Below are 18359 nucleotides of genomic sequence, written 5' to 3' on the forward strand. Positions count from 1 at the left end.
GTACGCAGGTCCTGTTTGAGATCGTGTACCGGCAGCCACATAAACAGGCCGGTGATCAGGGTAATGGCAAAGGCGATACCGAATGCGGTGTGGGTACCGTCGCCGTACCACAGCGACACGCCGATGGGCGGCAGCAGTGTCAGGCTGAACACTGTGAGCAGAATGCCGAATACCCGCGCTATGACTGCCAGTCGCATGGTTTAAATCCGCCCGTCAGAAGAAACTGAAGCCGACCTGGAACAGCTGTTCCACGTGGCGGGTGTGGCGGCGGTCCACCAGGAATACGATGACGTGATCGTCGGACTCGACGATGATGTTGTCGTGGGCGATCAGCACCTGGCTCTCGCCATCCCTTTCGCGAACGATGGCGCCGATGGCGGCGCCCTCCGGCAGGTCGATATCCTCGATCTTTCTACCCACCACCTTGGAGGTGCGGCTGTCGCCGTGAGCGATCACTTCGATGGCCTCGGCGGCGCCGCGGCGCAGGGAGTGCACATTGACCATATCGCCCCTGCGCACGTGGGTGAGCAGGCTGCCGATGGTGTTCTGTTGTGGCGATATGGCGATGTCGATCTCGCCGCCCTGCACCAGGTCAACGTAGGCGGGGTTGTTGATCAGGGTCATCACCTTGCGCGCCCCCAGCCGTTTGGCCAGCAGCGAGGACATGATATTGGCCTCGTCGTCGTTGGTGAGGGCGAGGAATACGTCGGTATCTTCGATGTTTTCTTCCAGCAGCAGATCCTGGTCGGAGGCGCTGCCGTGGAGCACGATGCAGTTAGTGAGTTCCTCGGACAGGAAGATACAGCGGTCGTGGTCCTGCTCGATGATTTTTACCGAGTAGCGGTTTTCCAGCTTGTGCGCGAGGCGCAGGCCGATATTGCCACCGCCGGCAATGGTGATGCGTTTGTAGCCGTGCTCCAGCCGCCGCAGCTCGCTCATTACTGCGCGAATGTCCTGTTTGGCGGCGATGAAGAAGACTTCGTCGCCGGCTTCGATGACGGTGGAGCCCTGGGGAATGATGGGGCTGTTGCGGCGGTAGATGGCGGCGACGCGGGTGTCGACCTTGGGCATGTGCTCGCGCAGGTAGCGCAGCTGGTGGCCGACCAGCGGTCCGCCCTGAATGGCGCGCACCGCTACCAGCTGCACGCGGCCATCGGCGAAGTCGAGTACCTGCAGTGCGCCCGGGTGTTCGATCAGGCGCGAGACATATTCGGAGACGATCTGCTCGGGGCTGATGAGTACGTCGATGGGAATGGATTCGGTGGAAAACAGTTCTGGGTACTGCAGGTAGGCGGCGGCGCGCACGCGGGCGATTTTGGTGGTGACCCGGAACAGGGAGTGGGCGATCTGGCACGCGGCCATGTTGGTTTCGTCGTTGTTGGTGACGGCTACCAGGATGTCGGCGTCTTCGATGCCGGCGTCCTTGAGGATGTCCGGGTGGGATGCGTGGCCGTGGACCACGCCGATATCGATGCGGTCGCGCAGTTCCCGCAGGGTTTTCTCGTCGCTGTCTACCAGAACAATGTCGTTGCGTTCCGAAGCCAGGCTTTCCGCCAGTGATCCACCGACCTGGCCGGCGCCGAGAATAATGATTTTCATATCTGTATTGCTGGCCTGTTATTGATTGGCCTTTGTGCCATACCCGCTGGAGCTCTGTTGCTGTTGCGGTGGCGCCCGACTGCCGGGTGGAGGTTTTCAGGACCGCTGTGAATACGTCCCTGTACGCTGCGTCGGCAACATCCCTGTTGCCGACGCTCCTGAAAACCTCCACCCGGCACCCGGACTTCAATTTTTACATTGCCACTTCGTAAGTGACGGTGTTTACCAGTTCCAGGGTTAACTTTCTGGGACCAGTTTTTCCAGCTTCGCGTAATAGAAGCCATCGCCCCCATGGATACCTGGCAGCAATTGCATACCCGCTTCCTGCGGCTGTCCCCAGGGCTTTTCATTCAGTAACTGCGGGGTATTGTCCCTCGCATCCCCTGTCTCCGCAACGAAACGCGCCACCTGAGCGCTGTTTTCCTCCGGGAGTATGGAACAGGTTGCGTAGAGCAGGGTGCCACCGGGTTTAAGCAGGCGCCACATTGCGCGCAGGATTTTGCCTTGCAGGGCAGCGAGTTCGGGGATGTCCTCGGCGCGGCGCAGCAGTTTGATGTCCGGGTTGCGGCGGATGACGCCGGTGGCGGAGCAGGGGGCGTCGAGGAGGATGCGGTCGTACTGTTCGCCATCCCACCAGTGTTCCGGCTCGGCGGCGTCGGCGCAGATGATTTCGGCGCCGGCGCCGATGCGCTCGAGGTTTTCGATCACGCGGTCGAGGCGCTCCTCTTCTACATCCAGTGCGGTCAGGTTCAGGTCCGGTTGCAGCTCGAGCAGGTGACAGGTTTTGCCGCCGGGGGCGGCGCAGGCGTCGAGGACTTTTTCGCCGGCTTGCGGCGCCAGCAGCTGTGCGGCCAATTGCGCGGATTCGTCCTGCACGCTGACCAGCCCCCGGTCGAAGCCGGGCAGTTTGCTTACCGCGAGCGGCTGTTCGAGGGTGATGCCGGATGCGGCAAATTCGCAGGGAGTGGCGGCGATGCCGGCGTCGCTGAGCTGCTGCAGGTAGTCGCTGCGGCTGCTCTTGCTCACATTCACCCGCAGGGTCATCGGCGGGTTGCTGTTGTTGGCGGTGAAGATGGTTCTGGCGTCTTCGCCCCAGGCGGCTTTAATGGCTTGCTGCAGCCAGGCGGGATGGGCGGAGCTGAACTGGGGGTTGCCGGAGAGCTTGCGAGTAAGTGCTTCCTTATTGCGCAGGCTGTTGCGTAACACGCCGTTCACCACGCCGGTGGCGTGGCCCAGCTTGAGGGCGCGGGCGGCCTCGACGGTGGCGGCAATGGCGGCGTGATCGGGGACGCGGGTGTACTCCAGCTGGTACAGGCCCACCAGCATCAGTGCCGCCAGTTCTCCGTCTTTGACCGGCTTTCGCGACAGTTTACCGAGGATCAGTTCCAGTCGCGGCGCAAAGCGCGCGGTGCCGTAACACAGCTCGCGCAGCAGCGCGCGATCTTTCTCATCCACCTGTTTTTCCGCCCACGGCAGCAGTCGCTGCAGCGAGCCGCGGTCGTCCTGCAGGCGGGCGATAACGCGCGCCGCCAGCGCTCTCGGATCATTCATCGGTCTGGCCTAACTGGGTGCCCGGGGCGAACAGGTCGCGGTAGCCCTTGAGGATTTCCGCCACCGGCAGGGCTTTCTTGCCCGGCAATTGTAGTTGCGTCAGGCGCAGCGCCTCGCGGCCGCAGGCCACCAGAATACCCTCGTCGTCGGCACCGAGAATGGTGCCGGGCATATCGGTGTGACAGCCCTGCTCATGTTTGGCCGCATACACCCGCAGGCGCTGGGGTTTGCCCTTGCTGTCGGCGTACCCGGTCCAGCATACCGGGAACGGATTGAACGCCCGCACCAATCTTTCCAGCTCCGCCGCCGGGCGCTGCCAGTCGATCCGGGCTTCCTCTTTACTGATCTTGGCGGCGTAATTGGCGTGCTCGTGATCCTGTATTTTTGGCTCGGCGGTGCCGGTTTCCAGCTGACCCAGAGCCTTCAGCAGCGCCGGCCCGCCCAGCTGCGCCAGCTTGTCGTGCAGGCTGCCGCCGGTCTCGCGCTGGCCAATGGGCGTGCGCACTTCCACCAGCACCGGCCCGGTATCCAGCCCCGCCTCCATCTGCATGATCGCCACGCCGCTCTCGGCATCGCCGGCCTCCACCGCGCGCTGGATCGGCGCCGCTCCGCGCCAGCGAGGTAATAACGAGGCGTGTACATTCACACAGCCGAGGCGCGGGGTATCCAGCACCGCCTGCGGCAGGATCAGGCCGTAGGCCACCACCACCATCACATCCGCGTTCAGCGCCGCCAGCTCCTGCTGCGCGGCCTCATCCCGCAGCGATAGCGGCTGGTACACCGGAATATCGTGTTCCAGCGCCAGCTGTTTCACCGGACTCGCCAGCAGTTTCTTGCCGCGCCCGGCGGGGCGGTCCGGCTGGCTGTAGACGGCGACCACCTTGTGTTCGCTGTCGAGCAGGGCTTGCAGGTGTACGGCGGCGAAGTCGGGGGTGCCGGCAAAAATGATGTTCAGGCTCATAACGGAAGTACGGATCAATTTGGGTAAGGGGTGCAGCTATAGAGTGCGGGAGTGTGACTTTAAGTCGGGGTGCCGGGTGTGGGTTTTCAGGATCGTCGCAAACAGGATGTTTGCGCCGAAGCGCCCAGGGATGGGTTTACAGCGGTCCTGAAAACCCACACCCGGTATCCCGGCGCCACCGCGCCTGCTTCAGAACAACGTCAGGCCTTCTGGCGATGCGCCTTTTCCAGCTTGGAGCGAATACGGTTGCGCTTCAGTGGCGAGATGTAATCCACGAACAGCTTGCCGTCGAGATGGTCGATCTCGTGCTGGATGCAGACCGCCAGCAGGCCCTCGGCCTCCAGCGCATAGGCTTCGCCATTGCGATCCAGCGCCTTCAGGCGAATTTTGCGCGGGCGCTCCACACTCTCGTAGAACCCGGGTACCGACAGGCAGCCCTCATCGTACTTGTGGATCTCCGGATCGAGCACCTCGACCTCCGGATTGATCATCACCAGCGGCTCACTCTGATCCTCCGACACATCGATCACCACAATGCGTTCGTGCACATTCACCTGGGTCGCCGCCAGGCCAACACCCGGCGCCTCATACATGGTCTCGAACATATCCTCGATCAGCGTGCGGTGCTCATCAGACACCTCCGCAACGGCCTCAGCCACCTTGCGCAGACGGGGATCGGGGAACTCTAGGATTTCCAGTTTGGCCATAACACCTGTGACAAACTTCTAGTCTTAGTGGAACTTGCGCTGATAACATAATGATCGCGCTTGAAATTTGCTGCTTGGGGGGCGAATTCCGCACAATGGCAAATGTGCCAGCCGGCGCCAGTTATGCCCCATGTACCGGCGGCATCAACCGAGCCCGGTGCAGCGCTGTGAGATTATAGCGATATAAAGGCCCAGCGATAGCGCTGGCGATATAAAGCATAGGAATGCTTCCATGAAAAAAATAATCCTGGCCGCCGCCGCAACCCTATTGGCGACCTTCGGCATTCAGGCGCAAGATGTGCGTCTCAATCCCGACCATCCGGATACCTACGTGGTACAGAAAGGCGACACCCTGTGGGACATCTCCGGGCAATTCCTCTCCCAGCCCTGGTACTGGCCGGAAATCTGGCAGGTAAACCCCCAGGTTGAAAACCCCCACCTGATCTACCCCGGCGACCGCCTCAACCTGGTCTACATCGACGGCCAGCCGCGCCTCGAACTGGAGCGCGCACCCAGTGCCTACCGGTTGTCCCCGGCCAGCGACAATCGCCTCGGCCCCTCGGTGCGCCGCGAGCCCATCGGTTCCGCAATCCCGGCGATTCCGCTGGATGCGATCAACGCCTTCTTGTCCCGCACCCGCATCGTCGGCCCGAATGCCTTCGAAGGCGTGCCCTACGTGATCTCCGGCCAGGACCAGCGCATCCTGATGGGTGCCGGCGAGAAAATCTACGCCCGCGGCGACTTCCGCGAGCCGCTGCCGTCCTACGGCATCTACCGCCCGGGTCCGGTGTACGCCGATCCCTTCACCGGTGAGCACCTGGGCCAGCAGGCCCTGGATGTGGGTTCCGTGGACCTGCGCCAGCTGGATGCGGATAACGCCAACCGCGAATACGCCGTCGCCACCCTGGATGTGACCCGCACCTCCCGCGATATCCGCCTGGAAGACCGCCTGCTGCCGGTGGAAGAACGCGCCATTGCCGCACTGTTCCAGCCCGGCGCACCCGCGGTACCGGTGGAGGGTGTAATTCTCGGCGTGGAAGAGGGTGTCACCCAGGTTGCCAAATACGACGTGGTGGCCATTAACCGCGGCCTGCGTGAAGGTCTGCAGCCCGGCCACGTGCTCGCCATCTACAAGCGCGGCGCTACCGTGCGCGACCGCATCGCCCGCGAGAGCGTCAAGCTGCCGGACGAGCGCGCCGGGGTGATGATGGTGTTCCGCAGCTTCGAGAAAATGAGCCTGGCGCTGGTACTGGAAGCGGACAAGCCGCTGGCAGTAATGGATCTGGTGCGCAACCCCTAGGAGCGGCTGAAAAACTAATGCACGTGCGGCTGGCGGCGTCCTGCGGACACCGCCAGCCACCCGCTCGCTACGTTTTACAGAGGCTCCCTGGCAAAATGATCAGCCCCTCTAACGGAACGTCTTTTTAATCTGCTGTATTTCAAAAAAAATAGAATCAATCGGTAAATCGCATGGATGCGCTGACCGCTTCTCTGACTCTTTTGAGGCTTGAAGGCCTCGGCCCCGCGAGCTACTGGCAGCTGATCGAGCGATTCGGCTCCGCCGAGGCCGCGCTGCAGCAACCTCCCGAAAACCTCACCCGCAAACTTCCCGATCGCGCCCGCGCGCAGCTGGCGGAATACCAGCGCTGTGGCACAAACGGCGAGCTTGGGCAGTGGGCGCTGGCCGAGCGCGAGCGCTGTGCCGAGCAGTGTATCTACCTGCTGCACTACGAAGACCAAAACTATCCCGCGCTGCTGCGGGAAATCCACCGCCCGCCGCCGGTGCTCTACGTCGCCGGTGACCCCGGAAACCTGGCGCTGCCGCAGGTGGCGGTGGTCGGCGCGCGCCGCGCCAGCCGCGCGGGACTCGACAATGCCGAGGCCTTCTCCTGTGACCTTGCCGCCGCGGGGTTTGCGATCACCTCCGGCCTGGCCCTGGGGGTCGATGCCGCCGCACACCGGGGCGCGTTGCGCGCCGAGGGAAAAACCGTGGCAGTGCTCGGCACCGGCGTCGACCGCTACTATCCTCTGCGCAATGTTGTACTGGCGGAGCAGATACTTGCTGGCGGCGGCGCCATCATCAGTGAAATGCCCCTGGGCACCGCGCCGGAGGCGGGCAACTTTCCCCGCCGCAACCGCATTATTTCCGGCCTCAGCCTGGGCGTGCTGCTGGTGGAGGCAGCGGTGCGTTCCGGTTCCCTGATTACCGCGCGACTGGCGCTTGAGCAGAATCGCGAGGTGTTCGCGATCCCCGGTTCCATCCACAACCCCATGGCGCGCGGTTGTCATCGCATGATCCGCGAGGGCGCCACCCTGGTGGAAACCAGTGGCGATATCGTCGAACAGCTGGGGGGAATGCTCGCAGGCTGCGGGCAGCAGGCGGGCCTGTTTGCGGAGCCGGCGGATTTGCTGTCGCCTTCCTTGCCGCCGGAACAGCAGACCATCGTGCGCGCCCTGGGTGGCGACCCGCGCAGCATCGAGCAGCTGGCACGGGATACCGGTGGCGAGACCGGCGAGTTGATGGCGAGCCTGCTGCAACTGGAACTGGAAGGGCTGGTAGAGCAGCTGCCCGGCGGTTACCAGCTGACCGGCAGCGGCGCGCAAACCCTGATCGCGCTGGCCGACTGAAACAAAAGTCGCTACCGTGATTCCTGGAATTTCCGCGGAGTCACACCATGGTCCTGCCCGTACCTGCGATCCTGCGCCCGCTGGTTGCCGGCGCCACCTTGCTGGCGCTATCCGCCGCTACCCCGGCAGCGGAAAAAGGCGAAGTTTTTCTCGACAAGCTCAACCTGCCAGAGGGTTTCAAGGTCGAGGTCTACGCTCGCGACGTGCCCAACGCCCGGCATATGGCCCTGGGCGATCGGGGAACACTGTTTGTCGGTTCCCGCCACGCGGGCAAGGTGTACGCCATCAGCGATGACGACGGCGATCACAAGGCGGACCGCGTGCGCGTCATTGCCGATGGCCTCAAACAGCCCACCGGGGTCGCGTTCAGGGAGGGTGATCTCTACGTGAGCGCGGTGACCAGTATCCTGCGGCTCGACGATATCGAATCCCGTCTCGACAATCCGCCCGCACCGGTGACCATTAGCGAACAGTTTCCGGACAAGCACCACGGCTGGAAGTACATTGCCTTCGGCCCCGACGGCTGGCTGTATGTCCCGATAGGTGCGCCGTGCAATATCTGCGATGAAGCCGGCTACGCCAATATCCAGCGCCTGAAAATCGAGGGTGACCGGGTCGTTGCAACCGAAACCTGGGCAGAAGGCGTGCGCAATACCGTCGGCTTTGCCTGGCACCCGCAAACGCGGGAGTTGTGGTTTACCGACAATGGCCGCGACCTGCTGGGTGACGATATCCCGCCCTGTGAGCTGAACCGCGCCGCCAAAGCCGGGATGCATTTCGGCTTTCCTTATTGCCACGGCGGCGACATCCTCGATCCGGAATTTGGCGAGGGCAAAAGCTGCAGCGCTTATGTGCCACCGGTACAGAAACTGGGCCCGCACGTCGCGCCGCTGGGTGTGAAGTTCTATACCGGCAGCCAGTTTCCCACGGAGTACCAAAACCGGCTGTTGATTGCCGAGCACGGTTCCTGGAATCGCAGTGAGAAAATCGGCTATCGGGTTATGCAGGTGACCCTGAATGAAAAAGGGGAAGCCACGTCCTATGAACCGTTTATCGACGGCTGGCTACAGGGGCAGGAGAGCTGGGGGCGCCCGGTGGACCTACTGGTGATGCCCGACGGCGCGGTGCTGGTATCCGACGATTACGCCGGCGTGATCTACCGGGTTTCCTATCGGGGCTGAGCGCGGAGAAATCCCGTGACGGTGGCGGCCTAGGAGGCCGTCGCCGAGGTTCTGCGGTGTTGCTTCCGCGGCCACGGCAGGGCAATGACGCCGAGCCCGAGGACGGTGCCCGCCACCGCCCCCCACAGGTGCCCATCCACTGCAACCGCAGCGTCGATCAGTTGCGCGGTGGCTTCGCTGGCGCCGTAAAACTGCTCAAATCCCACCTTGATCCAGGTTCCGGCCACCAGCAGGTAACCGGTCCGCCACAGCGCGCGGATATCCAGGAATCCTCCCCATATGATCAATCCGTGCAGCACACCGGAGAGCCCCAGGTAGACCTCCGTCTGTGGAGAGAAAAACCACAGGCCCGCCCCGGTACCCAGGGCCACCGCGGCGGTAGCGGCGAGGAACTGCCAGGGGCGGTAGTGCAGGCCGTGCAAAATCCACAGCAGCAACAGGCCGGCGCAGTTCAACAGCAGGTGCTGCAGGTTGGTGTGGGGCAGGTGGCCGCTGAGCAGGCGCCACCATTCGCGACTGGCGATAGCGGTGCGGTCGAATTCCAGCAGCGGTGTCAGCCAGCGGCCAGCCAGCCAGCAGATTGCGAGCAGTGCAAACAGCAGCAGCGGCCCGCCGAGGCCCTGATTCTTGAAACGCGACGAAGGTGGCATCGAGAGAGTTCTGGTTCTGATTAATTATTGTGCAGTATCCCACAATTCGGGTGAAAGTGGCCACTGTTGCCTGCGGCGACAGCAGCGCATCCGAACTTGTCTGGACTGCTACTATTCGCTAGATTCCGCGCATCCCGAACTGACCGATCAAGACCCAGAAAGAGTCCTGACCCTTGCCAGAACAAAACTTCCCGACCCCGCACCGCTGGGGTATGTCGATTGCCAGCGCCGTGCGCGCACTGGCCAGTGGCGGGGTAATCGCCCACCCCACCGAGTCCGTGTGGGGGCTCGCCTGCGATCCCAACAATCCCGACGCGGTCGCCCGGCTGCTGCGGCTGAAGCGCCGGCCGATGGAAAAGGGCCTGATCCTGGTATCCGGCGACCAGCACCATTTCGACCCGCTGCTGCACAATCTCACCGGTGACCAGCGCGCGCGCATCGACGAAACCTGGCCCGGACCGGTGACCTGGCTGGTGCCGCATTTTGACCAGGTTCCCCCCTGGGTATCCGGCATCCACCACAGCGTGGCTTTGCGACATACCGACCACCCGTTCACCGCGGCATTAACGCGCGCCTTCGGTGGTGCTATCGTATCCACCTCCGCCAACCCCGGGGGCTGCCAGCCCGCGCGACACAAGTTCCAGGTGCTGCGCTACTTTGGCGACACCCTGGATTTTGTCGGCGGCGGCAATACCGGCGGCCGCAGGGCCCCCAGCGAAATTCGTGAGCTGGTAAGCGGACGCATCGTCCGCGCCGGCTGACGCGCACCTTTCCGCGGGACTGCCGCGGCAAAATTTCCCACCCGATCACAAGAGCTGCCCATGACCGAAGTAAATATCCAGGCCGTGAAAGACTATCTGCTGGATCTGCAGGACCGCATCTGCGGGGAGCTGTCCAAAGTTGATGGTGCGGAATTTATGGAAGACGCGTGGGAGCGCCCCGGTGGTGGTGGCGGCCGCACCCGGGTGCTGGAAAACGGCGGGGGAATCGAAAAGGGCGGGGGGAATTTCTCCCATGTGCACGGCGACACCTTGCCGCCATCCGCCACCGCGGCGCGCCCGGAACTGGCGGGGCGCTCTTTCGAGGCCATGGGGGTCAGCCTGGTGATTCACCCACGCAACCCCTACGCCCCCACCAGCCATGCCAATGTGCGACTGTTCGTAGCGCAGAAAGAGGGCGCCGAGCCGGTGTGGTGGTTCGGCGGCGGCTATGACCTGACACCGTATTACGGCTTCGAGGAAGATGTGGTGCACTGGCACCAGACCGCGAAAGACGCCTGCGCCCCGTTCGGCGAAGACGTTTATCCGCGTTTCAAGAAGTGGTGCGATGAGTATTTCTATCTCAAACACCGGGATGAGGCGCGCGGTGTGGGCGGCCTGTTTTTTGACGATTTTAATGAGGGCGGCTTTGAAAATGCCTTTGCCTTTATGCAGGCCGTGGGCAATTCCTATCTGGACGCCTACCTGCCGATCCTGAAAAAACGCAAGGATGCCGAATACGGCGAACGCGAGCGCGACTTCCAACTGTACCGTCGCGGCCGCTATGTAGAATTCAACCTGGTGTTCGACCGCGGTACTTTATTCGGCCTGCAGAGCGGCGGGCGTACCGAGTCCATCCTGATGTCACTGCCTTCCGAGGTGCGCTGGCGCTACGACTGGCACCCGCAACCGGGCAGCCCGGAAGAAAAACTGTACACGGATTTTCTGCCCCACAAAGACTGGGTCTAAGCGCTAAAAAAGGAAGTCGCCATGCACAAGGCCCGTCTGGAAGACATCAACCAGCTATTTCTCGAATACCGTCGCCTGTTCGAAGCCCGCGACGCGGAACAGATAGCCGATTTTTTTCGTTTTCCGCTGCATTACTTTTTTTCCGATGGCAAAAAATCCCCGCTGCAGCGCGGGTACTTTATCGGCCGGGTAAAAAAATTATTGAGACTCTACGAGCGCCTCGGCGTTACCCAGATTGTGGGCGCGGTGACCGATGTGATCGAGCTGAATGAAAATACCAGCCTGGCTAGCCTGAACTGGGTGTTGCTGGATACCTCCGGGGAAAAACCGCGACAGATTTACAGTGCCATGACCCGCTATATCGTGTGCGAATTCGAGGGCGAGCTGAAAATTGACGGTTTGATTGCGGTGGACGAGACCTCGCGCATCCGCGAGAGTTTGCGCAACTTGAAGTCCCATTGATTCGACCCAGCTCCCGCAACAGCAATGATCCGCAACAGCAATAAAAAGCAGGACGCCTAGTGACAGATCTGTACGCCGTGGTCGGCAATCCCATCGCCCAGTCCCGTTCTCCGGAGATTCACGCGGCTTTTGCCGCGCAGACCGGGCAGGATATCCGCTACGAAAAAAAATATGTTGAGCTGGGGCAGTTTGCCGAACAGGCACAGCAATTTTTTGGCGCGGGTGGCCGCGGACTGAATGTCACGGTGCCGTTCAAACTGGATGCCTTCGAGTTTGCCGACACGCTGACCGAGCGCGCCACAACCGCGGGTGCGGTCAACACCCTGGCGCTGCAGCCCGATGGCCGCATACTCGGGGACAATACCGACGGCGCCGGCCTGGTTGCGGATCTGAAAAACCACCTGGACTGGACCATTCAGGGCAGGAGTGTACTGATTGTGGGCGCCGGCGGTGCCACCCGCGGTGCGCTGTTGCCGCTGTTACAGGAACAGCCCGCGCGGCTGCATATCGCCAACCGCACCGCGCAGAAGGCGCAACAGCTTGCACAGGATTTCTCGGAGTACGGCCGTATCACGGCCAGCGGGCTGGATGGGGTGCCGGACGGCTTCGACCTGATCATCAACGCCAGCGCCGCCAGTCTGTCCGGCGAACTGCCACCGCTGTCACCGCGCGCGCTGGCGGATGGCTGCCGCGCCTACGATATGGTCTACGGCGCCCAGCCCACACCGTTTATGCACTGGGCGACGGGCCTGGGTGCGGAGGTGTCCGACGGACTGGGTATGCTGGTGGGACAGGCGGCGGAATCCTTTTACCTGTGGCGCGGGGTGCGCCCGCAGGTGGCGCCCGTGTTGTCGACGCTGCGCGAGCGCCTGCAGCACACGGGATGAATCTGGTGGTCGTCAGAAAAGTGACCGTACAACCCAGTTTCGTACCGAAAAGACCCTAAATCGCCCCGCAGGGTGCATTCTTGCTGAGTTTTGGTATCCTCACGCCCCTTATCGGGGCGGCCCGCGCTACGGCAGCCTGAGATGCCCCGATTTTACGGTGTCGGCGGCCGTGGATTTACCCCAGGTCGATGTCCCCCAAGCCAATTTCCGAGTACCTATAACGCTGTCTCTGGCGGTTACCTTACCCTTGAATGAACCGGTGGCGAAACCCGCCAGTCTGGTGCTATTGCAATACTGGAGTGAACAGTAAGTGAAACAGATTCCCTTCGAAAAAGTCACCATCGTGATGGGATCCCAATCTGACTGGCCGACCATGCAAAAGGCGACGCTGCCGCTGACCGAGCTGAACGTCCCCTTCGCCACAGCCGTAGTCTCCGCCCACCGCACCCCGCAGCGGCTGGTGGAGTTCGCCACCCATGCCCACGAGCGCGGCACCCAGGTGATCATCGCCGGCGCCGGTGGCTCGGCGCACCTGCCGGGTATGATCGCGGCGATGACCCCGCTGCCGGTTATCGGTGTGCCGGTGGAGAGCAAATTCATGACCGGGATGGACAGCCTGCTGTCGATTGTACAGATGCCCAAGGGCGTGGCGGTGGCCACCCAGGCGGTGGGTCAGTCCGGCGCCTACAACGCGGGCCTGATGGCGGCACAGATGCTGTCACTGACCGATGCGGAACTGCAGCAGCGGCTGATAGCCTGGCGCGAGAATCAGACCGCCGGCGTTCCGTTTGAAGTTGAATAAAACCGTAAAGCTGAATTTAGAGGTGTACCGGAAATGACAGCCAGTCAAGTTAGGCGCGTTGGTATAGTCGGCTGCGGCCAGCTGGCCCAGATGATGGCCCAGGAGGCCCGCCCGCTGGGTATCGAATTCAGCTTCCTTGCCGAGGGCGACGAGAACACCACCTGTGTGGAAGGGCTCGGCACCATCGTGCACGCGCGCGACGGCGACGATATCGCGGCGCTCTACCAAGCGATGGGCAGTCCCGAGGTGATTACCGCCGAGCGCGAAGGGGTCCCTGTCGAACTGCTGCGCGCGCTGGAACAGTGCTGCCCGGTGTACCCGCGCCCGGACGCGTTCGAAAAAACCCAGCACCGCCTGCGCGAGAAAACCGCGATTACCGCCGCCGGCCTTCCGGTAGCGCCTTTCCTGCCGGCGAACAATTACGATGAGATCTGCGCAGCGGTAAAACAGCTGGGTTACCCGTCGTTTATCAAGAGCTGTGAACACGGCTACGACGGCAAGAACCAGTGGCGGGTTAACAGCGATGAAGACCTCGCTGCCATCGTCAACGATGTGCCCGAGTTGGAATACGTGGTGGAGAAGGGCATCCACTTCTCCCGCGAGGTGTCGCTGATCGGTGCCCGCACCGCGGACGGAAAGGTGGTGACCTACCCGCTGGCGGAAAATGACCACTACAACGGCACGTTGCTGGTGTCCACCGCACCGGCGCCACATGTGAGCGAAGAGCTGCAGCATACCGCTGAGACCTACCTGGCAACCCTGATGAACGCCTGGGACTATGTGGGTGTGCTGGCGATGGAGTGTTTCGTCACCGACGACGGCCTGCTGATCAACGAACTGGCACCGCGGGTACACAACAGCGGCCACTGGACTTTAGCCGGTGCGGACACCAGCCAGTTTGCCAACCATGTGCGCGCAATTCTGGGCATGGAGCTGGGCGATACCCACGCGGCGCGCCCGGCGGTGATGATCAATATGCTGGGTGTCGACAAGCAGCCAGCCCTGGCCAATGATGGTGTCTGGTTGTATGGCAAGAGCCTGCGCCCGGGGCGCAAGATGGGCCATGTGATCCTGCTGGACGATACCCAGGAAGCGCTGGCCGCACATATCGATGCGATGCTCGAGGAACTCTACGGCGAAACCAAACGCCCTGCGTAATATATAGCCCGTCTCAACAGATAGTCCGGTGGCGGTGCCGCTACCGCTACCGGGGAGAGCTTTGGGAGACCTTCTAAAGCTCTTCCCGCTATCGCCACCTTCATATTGCGCTCGGTGCTTCGAAAAAAGTGCCCGACCCTTTTCGAATTTTTCCGAAAATTCCAAACCCGCCCGCGGTCCCAGTGCCGAGATCTGGCATACTGACGCCGATTTATTCCAATACCTTGTTTTTCCTTGGGAATAGTTTGATGGGGGTTATGGGTGCGAGATTTTGTTAAAAACCTTTCTGTTTGTTTTGCCGCGGGCTGTGTCGCCGGTCTGGCGTACGCGCTCGGGCTCTGGGCCATGGGCCACTACGGGTTTACCCGCTTCCTCCACGTCGATATCGCGCCCTACCTGTCCAATGCCTATATCTATCAACGTGTGGTGTGGGGCGGTATCTGCGGGCTGATTTTCCTGTTGCCGTGGCAGAAAAGCTGGATGACCCGCGGTGTGCTGCTGTCGCTGATACCGGCTGGCATCATGCTGCTGGTGCTGTTGCCCATGCGGGGCTACGGTGTGGGTGCGCTGGGACTGGGCACCCTGACCCCATTGGTGATTATCCTGGCCTGTGCCGCTGGCGGTATCGCCGGGTCCGGATGGCTCAGGGCGCAGGGAAAATAAATCAAAAAATACCGAAATAAAAAGGGCGGCCAGTGGTCGCCCTTTTTATTTTTCGCTGCTTTCTCTGCACTCTAGGCAGGTTTCCTGGCCAGTGGCTGGCACATGCAGTGCACGCCGCCACCGCCGGCGGTGATCATGGAGATATCCGGGTCGATCACTTCCAGCCCGTAAGCGCGGCATTTCAGTTTCAGTTCGGTGTTGTCGGCGGGCAGCATCACGCGGTTGTTGCCGAGGGCGACGACGTTGACGCCGAGTTCCATCACCTGCGGGTAGGAGATGTTGATGATCTCGAAGTTGCGGGATTTGAACCACTGCACCAGTTCCGGCTCCACCGCATCCACACATACGGCGACCAGTTTTTCCGCGAGCGCGGCGACGAGTACGTCGAGGTGCAGGAAGTAGGGGTCGAACTGGTAGCCTTTGACTTCCCAGCCTTCTTTTTCGATCCAGCTTTTCATCTGCTGGAAGCCCTGGGGGGAGGTGCGCTCACCGCTGTAACCGCAGAGGATGACACCGGGTTCGAGCACCATGAAGTCGCCGCCCTCTAAACTGCCGGCGGTGATGATGTCGTAAATGGGGACGTCGAGTTGCTGGTAGGTTTTGATCACGTCGACCCATTCGCCGCGGCGCCAGGGGGAGTACATCTGGGTGACGATGGGGCCCCAGGGGGTCATGACGCTGCTGTCGCGGGCGTAGAGCTGGTAGGGGAGGTTGCTGTCGGCGGGCAGCAGGTGGGTGGTGACGCCGGCATGCTTGTAGGCGTCGAGCATTTCCTGGTGCTGGCGTCTGGCGACGGCGGGGTCGAACTGGCGGCCGAGGCGCACGGAGCGGCGGCTGGCGGCGTTGCCCATCTGCCAGGTGTAGTGGTCGATGGGGCCGACGAGCAGGTCGGTGAGCACGCCGTATTCGGAGTCGATGCCCCAGTTGTCCAGGCGCGCGGTGTTGCCGTTGTCGTTGCGGTGTTTGTAGGTAAATTCGGTCATGGTGCTTTTCTCGAATCTTTTGTCGGAGCTCTGTTTGCGGTCCGGTGGCGCGACTGCTGCCGGTAAACCTTCGCGAGACACGGGCTAGGCGCCCCCCCTCAACCCATCCCTGGGGGCTCTGCGAAAACATCCCTGTTTTCGAAGGTCTCGCGAAGGTTTACCGGCATCAGCCGCTTAGCATCTGAGTTTTGCGCTTCGTTGGTCGTTCTTACTTCGCCACTTTCAGCATTGCGTGCAGCAGCACGTTTGCGCCGGCTTCCAAATCTTCAGGTTGCGCGTTTTCCGCTTCGTTATGGGAAAGCCCTTTTTCGCAGGGCACGAAGATCATGCTGGTAGGGGCGACGCGGGAGATATACACGGAATCGTGGCCGGCGCCGGAGACCATTTCCTTGTTGCTGTAACCGAGGTCGGCGACGGCACTGCGCACGGCTTCGACGCACCTGGAATCGAAGGCGACGGCGGGGGAGCGCCATTCGTCGCGGATCTGGTGTTCGAGGCCGGTGTCGTTGGCGACGCTGGCGGCGATCTCGCGGAAGCGCTGGTCCATGGCGTCGAGGGTTTTCTGATCCGGGTGGCGGAGGTCGACGGCGAGGATGAGTTTTTCCGGCACGGTGTTGCGGCTGCCGGGTTCGGCGCGGATGTCGCCGAAGGTGACTCGGGCCCAGGGAGCGTGTTCGGCGGCCAGCTGGTAGAGCTGGTCGAGGATGCGCTGCAGGCCCATGAACGGGTCGCGGCGGCCTTCCATGGGGCTGGGGCCGGCGTGGCAGGGTTGGCCGATCAGCGTGAGGTCGTACCAGTTCATGCCCTGGACGCCGGACAATACGCCGATCTGTTTTTCTTCGGCTTCGAGGATGGGGCCCTGTTCGATATGCACTTCGAATGCGGCGGTGAGGGGGCGTGGCTTGGCCGGGGTGTCGCCCTGGTAGCCGATGCGCGCCAGTTCTTCAGCGAAGGTTTTACCCTCCTTGTCTGTGCGGGCGTAGGCGTAGTCCTGCTCGAACTCGCCGCTCCACACCCCGGAGCCGATCATGGCGGGGGAGAAACGCGCGCCTTCCTCGTTGGTCCACACCGCTACCTCCAGCGGCGCCTCGGTTTCCACCTGGTTCTCATTGAGGGTGCGGATGACTTCGAGGCCGGCGAGTACGCCGTAGACGCCGTCAAACTTGCCGCCGGTGGGCTGGGTGTCCAGGTGAGAGCCGGTGAGCACAGGTGGCAACTCGGGCCCGTTTTTAGAGCCGCTACCCGCGCGGCGGGCGAAGATATTGCCCATGGTGTCGAAGCTGACGCTGCAATCTGCGTCTTCACACCATTTTACGAAGAGGTCGCGGCCCTGTTTGTCGAGGTCGGTGAGGGCCTGGCGGTTGCAGCCGCCTTTTGCGGTGGCGCCGATGGCGGCCATCTCCATCAGGGAGTCCCACAGGCGCTGGCCGTTGATACGCAGTTGGCTGGAATCGGTCATGAATCAGTTCGGCTACAGGTTTTATTGTGTGCGTTAAGGTTTAGTACAAGGTGTAGTACAAATGACAACCTTAATTCTGCCCGCACAAATAACTGCTGATTGCCGAACTGCCGGGGCGAAGGCGCTGATACTGCGGAATCCGGTGATTCGAAATGCAGTAACTGCAGGCGCTGGATTATTTCTCCAGATATTCGTTCTTGAGTTTTACGTAATTGCCGGCAGTGTAGGTGAAGAATTTCTTTTCCTTTTCCGACAGCGGTCGCGCCTGTTTCGCCGGTGAACCCACGTACAGGTAGCCACTCTCCAGGCGCTTGCCCGGCGGCACCAGTGCACCCGCCGCCAGCACCACCTCATCCTCGATTACCGCGCCGTCGAGCACGATGGCGCCGATGCCGATCAGTACCCGGCTGCCCACGGTGCAGCCGTGCAGGCAGGCCTTGTGGCCGATGGTGACGTCGTCGCCGATGGTCAGCGGCCAGCCCCCCTCATTGAAATCACTGGCGTGGGTGATGTGCAGCACGGACCCGTCCTGCACGCTGGTGCGCGCACCAATGCGGATGCGATGCATATCGCCCCGCACAATGGCGCCGGGCCACACGGAAGCGTCGTCGCCCAGCTCCACGTCACCGATCACGGTACACTGGGGATCGATATACACCCGCTGATTGAGCTTCGGGGTGTGGCCGCGATGGCTGCGCAGGACCGGCGCGGGTAAATCATGGCTGGACAAGGCTGACCTCCGGAAGGGCTTTCCACTAAAATACAGCGCATATGTTAACCCGACGGCCCCCTCTGTGGCCTGTCGGGTGTGTTTGTTTTTCCCTTTGCCGACAAGGAATGCCAATGTCCGACGCGTCGTGGTCCAACCCCCTGCTCGAGTCTCCCGTACTGCCCCCATTCGATCGCATCAAGCCCATGTTCGCCGAGCCGGCCATCGTGGA

General features: G+C 62.1%; 18 protein-coding genes and 1 pseudogene. 10 read left to right on the forward strand and 9 right to left on the reverse strand.

Going from position 1 to position 18359, the window contains the following annotated elements; translation table 11 throughout:
• The 5 genes and pseudogenes from QZ511_RS12845 to def all read right to left on the reverse strand — a co-directional run.
• Positions 1-197 (reverse strand): annotated as a pseudogene (locus QZ511_RS12845) (potassium transporter); the annotation flags it as partial.
• Positions 198-213: 16 nt separating this feature from the next.
• Positions 214-1599, reverse strand: a complete 1386-nt coding sequence (gene trkA, locus QZ511_RS12850; RefSeq protein ID WP_295802948.1) for a Trk system potassium transporter TrkA — start codon at positions 1597-1599, stop codon at positions 214-216.
• Positions 1600-1836: 237 nt separating this feature from the next.
• Positions 1837-3150, reverse strand: coding sequence for a 16S rRNA (cytosine(967)-C(5))-methyltransferase RsmB (rsmB, locus tag QZ511_RS12855; protein WP_295802949.1), 1314 nt, complete (start codon positions 3148-3150; stop codon positions 1837-1839).
• Positions 3143-4111 carry a methionyl-tRNA formyltransferase gene (gene fmt, locus QZ511_RS12860; RefSeq protein ID WP_295802950.1) on the reverse strand — a complete coding sequence of 323 codons (969 nt, stop codon included), beginning with the start codon at positions 4109-4111 and terminating at the stop codon, positions 3143-3145. Before fmt ends, rsmB begins: the two co-directional genes overlap by 8 nt.
• Before the next feature lie 200 nt (positions 4112-4311).
• Complete coding sequence (gene def, locus QZ511_RS12865; protein WP_295802951.1) at positions 4312-4818, reverse strand: peptide deformylase; 507 nt, start codon at positions 4816-4818, stop codon at positions 4312-4314.
• A 232-nt stretch (positions 4819-5050) separates the two neighbouring features.
• Here def and QZ511_RS12870 point away from each other — a divergent pair, with 232 nt between their 5' ends.
• The 3 genes from QZ511_RS12870 (at position 5051) to QZ511_RS12880 (ending at position 8627) form a co-directional block, all read left to right on the forward strand.
• The gene (locus tag QZ511_RS12870; protein ID WP_295802952.1) at positions 5051-6118 is read left to right on the forward strand and encodes a LysM peptidoglycan-binding domain-containing protein; all 1068 of its coding nucleotides are present in this window, start codon (positions 5051-5053) and stop codon (positions 6116-6118) included.
• Positions 6119-6288: 170 nt separating this feature from the next.
• Positions 6289-7446 carry a DNA-processing protein DprA gene (gene dprA / locus QZ511_RS12875; RefSeq protein WP_295802953.1) on the forward strand — a complete coding sequence of 386 codons (1158 nt, stop codon included), beginning with the start codon at positions 6289-6291 and terminating at the stop codon, positions 7444-7446.
• 47 nt (positions 7447-7493) lie between these two features.
• Positions 7494-8627: a PQQ-dependent sugar dehydrogenase gene (locus QZ511_RS12880; protein WP_295802954.1), complete on the forward strand. Its 1134-nt coding sequence runs from the start codon at positions 7494-7496 to the stop codon at positions 8625-8627.
• 29 nt (positions 8628-8656) lie between these two features.
• Here QZ511_RS12880 and rrtA read toward each other — a convergent pair whose 3' ends face one another.
• A complete protein-coding gene (gene rrtA / locus QZ511_RS12885) occupies positions 8657-9277 on the reverse strand; it encodes a rhombosortase (RefSeq protein WP_295802955.1) in 621 nt (206 codons plus the stop codon).
• A 173-nt stretch (positions 9278-9450) separates the two neighbouring features.
• Here rrtA and QZ511_RS12890 point away from each other — a divergent pair, with 173 nt between their 5' ends.
• From QZ511_RS12890 to QZ511_RS12920, 7 genes are all read left to right on the forward strand, one after another.
• Positions 9451-10038: a Sua5/YciO/YrdC/YwlC family protein gene (locus tag QZ511_RS12890; RefSeq protein ID WP_366935659.1), complete on the forward strand. Its 588-nt coding sequence runs from the start codon at positions 9451-9453 to the stop codon at positions 10036-10038.
• Between the two features lie 60 nt (positions 10039-10098).
• Positions 10099-11004 carry an oxygen-dependent coproporphyrinogen oxidase gene (gene hemF, locus QZ511_RS12895; protein WP_295802956.1) on the forward strand — a complete coding sequence of 302 codons (906 nt, stop codon included), beginning with the start codon at positions 10099-10101 and terminating at the stop codon, positions 11002-11004.
• A 21-nt stretch (positions 11005-11025) separates the two neighbouring features.
• On the forward strand, positions 11026-11466 hold the full coding sequence (locus QZ511_RS12900) for a hypothetical protein (RefSeq protein WP_295802957.1): 441 nt from the start codon (positions 11026-11028) through the stop codon (positions 11464-11466).
• A gap of 59 nt (positions 11467-11525) precedes the next feature.
• Positions 11526-12353, forward strand: coding sequence for a shikimate dehydrogenase (aroE, locus tag QZ511_RS12905; RefSeq protein WP_295802958.1), 828 nt, complete (start codon positions 11526-11528; stop codon positions 12351-12353).
• Between the two features lie 310 nt (positions 12354-12663).
• Positions 12664-13155: a 5-(carboxyamino)imidazole ribonucleotide mutase gene (gene purE, locus QZ511_RS12910; RefSeq protein WP_295802959.1), complete on the forward strand. Its 492-nt coding sequence runs from the start codon at positions 12664-12666 to the stop codon at positions 13153-13155.
• A 33-nt stretch (positions 13156-13188) separates the two neighbouring features.
• Entirely contained in the window at positions 13189-14313 is a 1125-nt protein-coding gene (locus QZ511_RS12915; RefSeq protein ID WP_295802960.1) for a 5-(carboxyamino)imidazole ribonucleotide synthase, read from the forward strand.
• A 261-nt stretch (positions 14314-14574) separates the two neighbouring features.
• Positions 14575-14976, forward strand: a complete 402-nt coding sequence (locus QZ511_RS12920; RefSeq protein WP_295802961.1) for a hypothetical protein — start codon at positions 14575-14577, stop codon at positions 14974-14976.
• A 71-nt stretch (positions 14977-15047) separates the two neighbouring features.
• Here QZ511_RS12920 and QZ511_RS12925 read toward each other — a convergent pair whose 3' ends face one another.
• The 3 genes from QZ511_RS12925 to QZ511_RS12935 form a co-directional block, all read right to left on the reverse strand.
• Positions 15048-15959 (reverse strand): dimethylarginine dimethylaminohydrolase family protein, encoded by a 912-nt coding sequence (locus tag QZ511_RS12925; protein ID WP_295802962.1) that lies wholly within the window; start codon positions 15957-15959, stop codon positions 15048-15050.
• A 208-nt stretch (positions 15960-16167) separates the two neighbouring features.
• The gene (locus QZ511_RS12930) at positions 16168-17418 is read right to left on the reverse strand and encodes a Zn-dependent hydrolase (RefSeq protein WP_295802963.1); all 1251 of its coding nucleotides are present in this window, start codon (positions 17416-17418) and stop codon (positions 16168-16170) included.
• 175 nt (positions 17419-17593) lie between these two features.
• Complete coding sequence (locus QZ511_RS12935; protein WP_295802965.1) at positions 17594-18118, reverse strand: gamma carbonic anhydrase family protein; 525 nt, start codon at positions 18116-18118, stop codon at positions 17594-17596.
• Positions 18119-18359 lie beyond the last annotated feature (241 nt).

This window comes from uncultured Microbulbifer sp. (assembly GCF_913055755.1).
Classification (GTDB): Bacteria; Pseudomonadota; Gammaproteobacteria; order Pseudomonadales; family Cellvibrionaceae; genus Microbulbifer.

Coding starts and splice junctions, on each gene's coding strand:
- trkA (WP_295802948.1), bottom strand. CDS start 1,599: ATGAAAATCATTATTCTCGGCGCCGGCCAGGTCGGTGGATCACTGGCG.
- rsmB (WP_295802949.1), bottom strand. CDS start 3,150: ATGAATGATCCGAGAGCGCTGGCGGCGCGCGTTATCGCCCGCCTGCAG.
- fmt (WP_295802950.1), bottom strand. CDS start 4,111: ATGAGCCTGAACATCATTTTTGCCGGCACCCCCGACTTCGCCGCCGTA.
- def (WP_295802951.1), bottom strand. CDS start 4,818: ATGGCCAAACTGGAAATCCTAGAGTTCCCCGATCCCCGTCTGCGCAAG.
- QZ511_RS12870 (WP_295802952.1), top strand. CDS start 5,051: ATGAAAAAAATAATCCTGGCCGCCGCCGCAACCCTATTGGCGACCTTC.
- dprA (WP_295802953.1), top strand. CDS start 6,289: ATGGATGCGCTGACCGCTTCTCTGACTCTTTTGAGGCTTGAAGGCCTC.
- QZ511_RS12880 (WP_295802954.1), top strand. CDS start 7,494: ATGGTCCTGCCCGTACCTGCGATCCTGCGCCCGCTGGTTGCCGGCGCC.
- rrtA (WP_295802955.1), bottom strand. CDS start 9,277: ATGCCACCTTCGTCGCGTTTCAAGAATCAGGGCCTCGGCGGGCCGCTG.
- hemF (WP_295802956.1), top strand. CDS start 10,099: ATGACCGAAGTAAATATCCAGGCCGTGAAAGACTATCTGCTGGATCTG.
- QZ511_RS12900 (WP_295802957.1), top strand. CDS start 11,026: ATGCACAAGGCCCGTCTGGAAGACATCAACCAGCTATTTCTCGAATAC.
- QZ511_RS12915 (WP_295802960.1), top strand. CDS start 13,189: ATGACAGCCAGTCAAGTTAGGCGCGTTGGTATAGTCGGCTGCGGCCAG.
- QZ511_RS12925 (WP_295802962.1), bottom strand. CDS start 15,959: ATGACCGAATTTACCTACAAACACCGCAACGACAACGGCAACACCGCG.
- QZ511_RS12930 (WP_295802963.1), bottom strand. CDS start 17,418: ATGACCGATTCCAGCCAACTGCGTATCAACGGCCAGCGCCTGTGGGAC.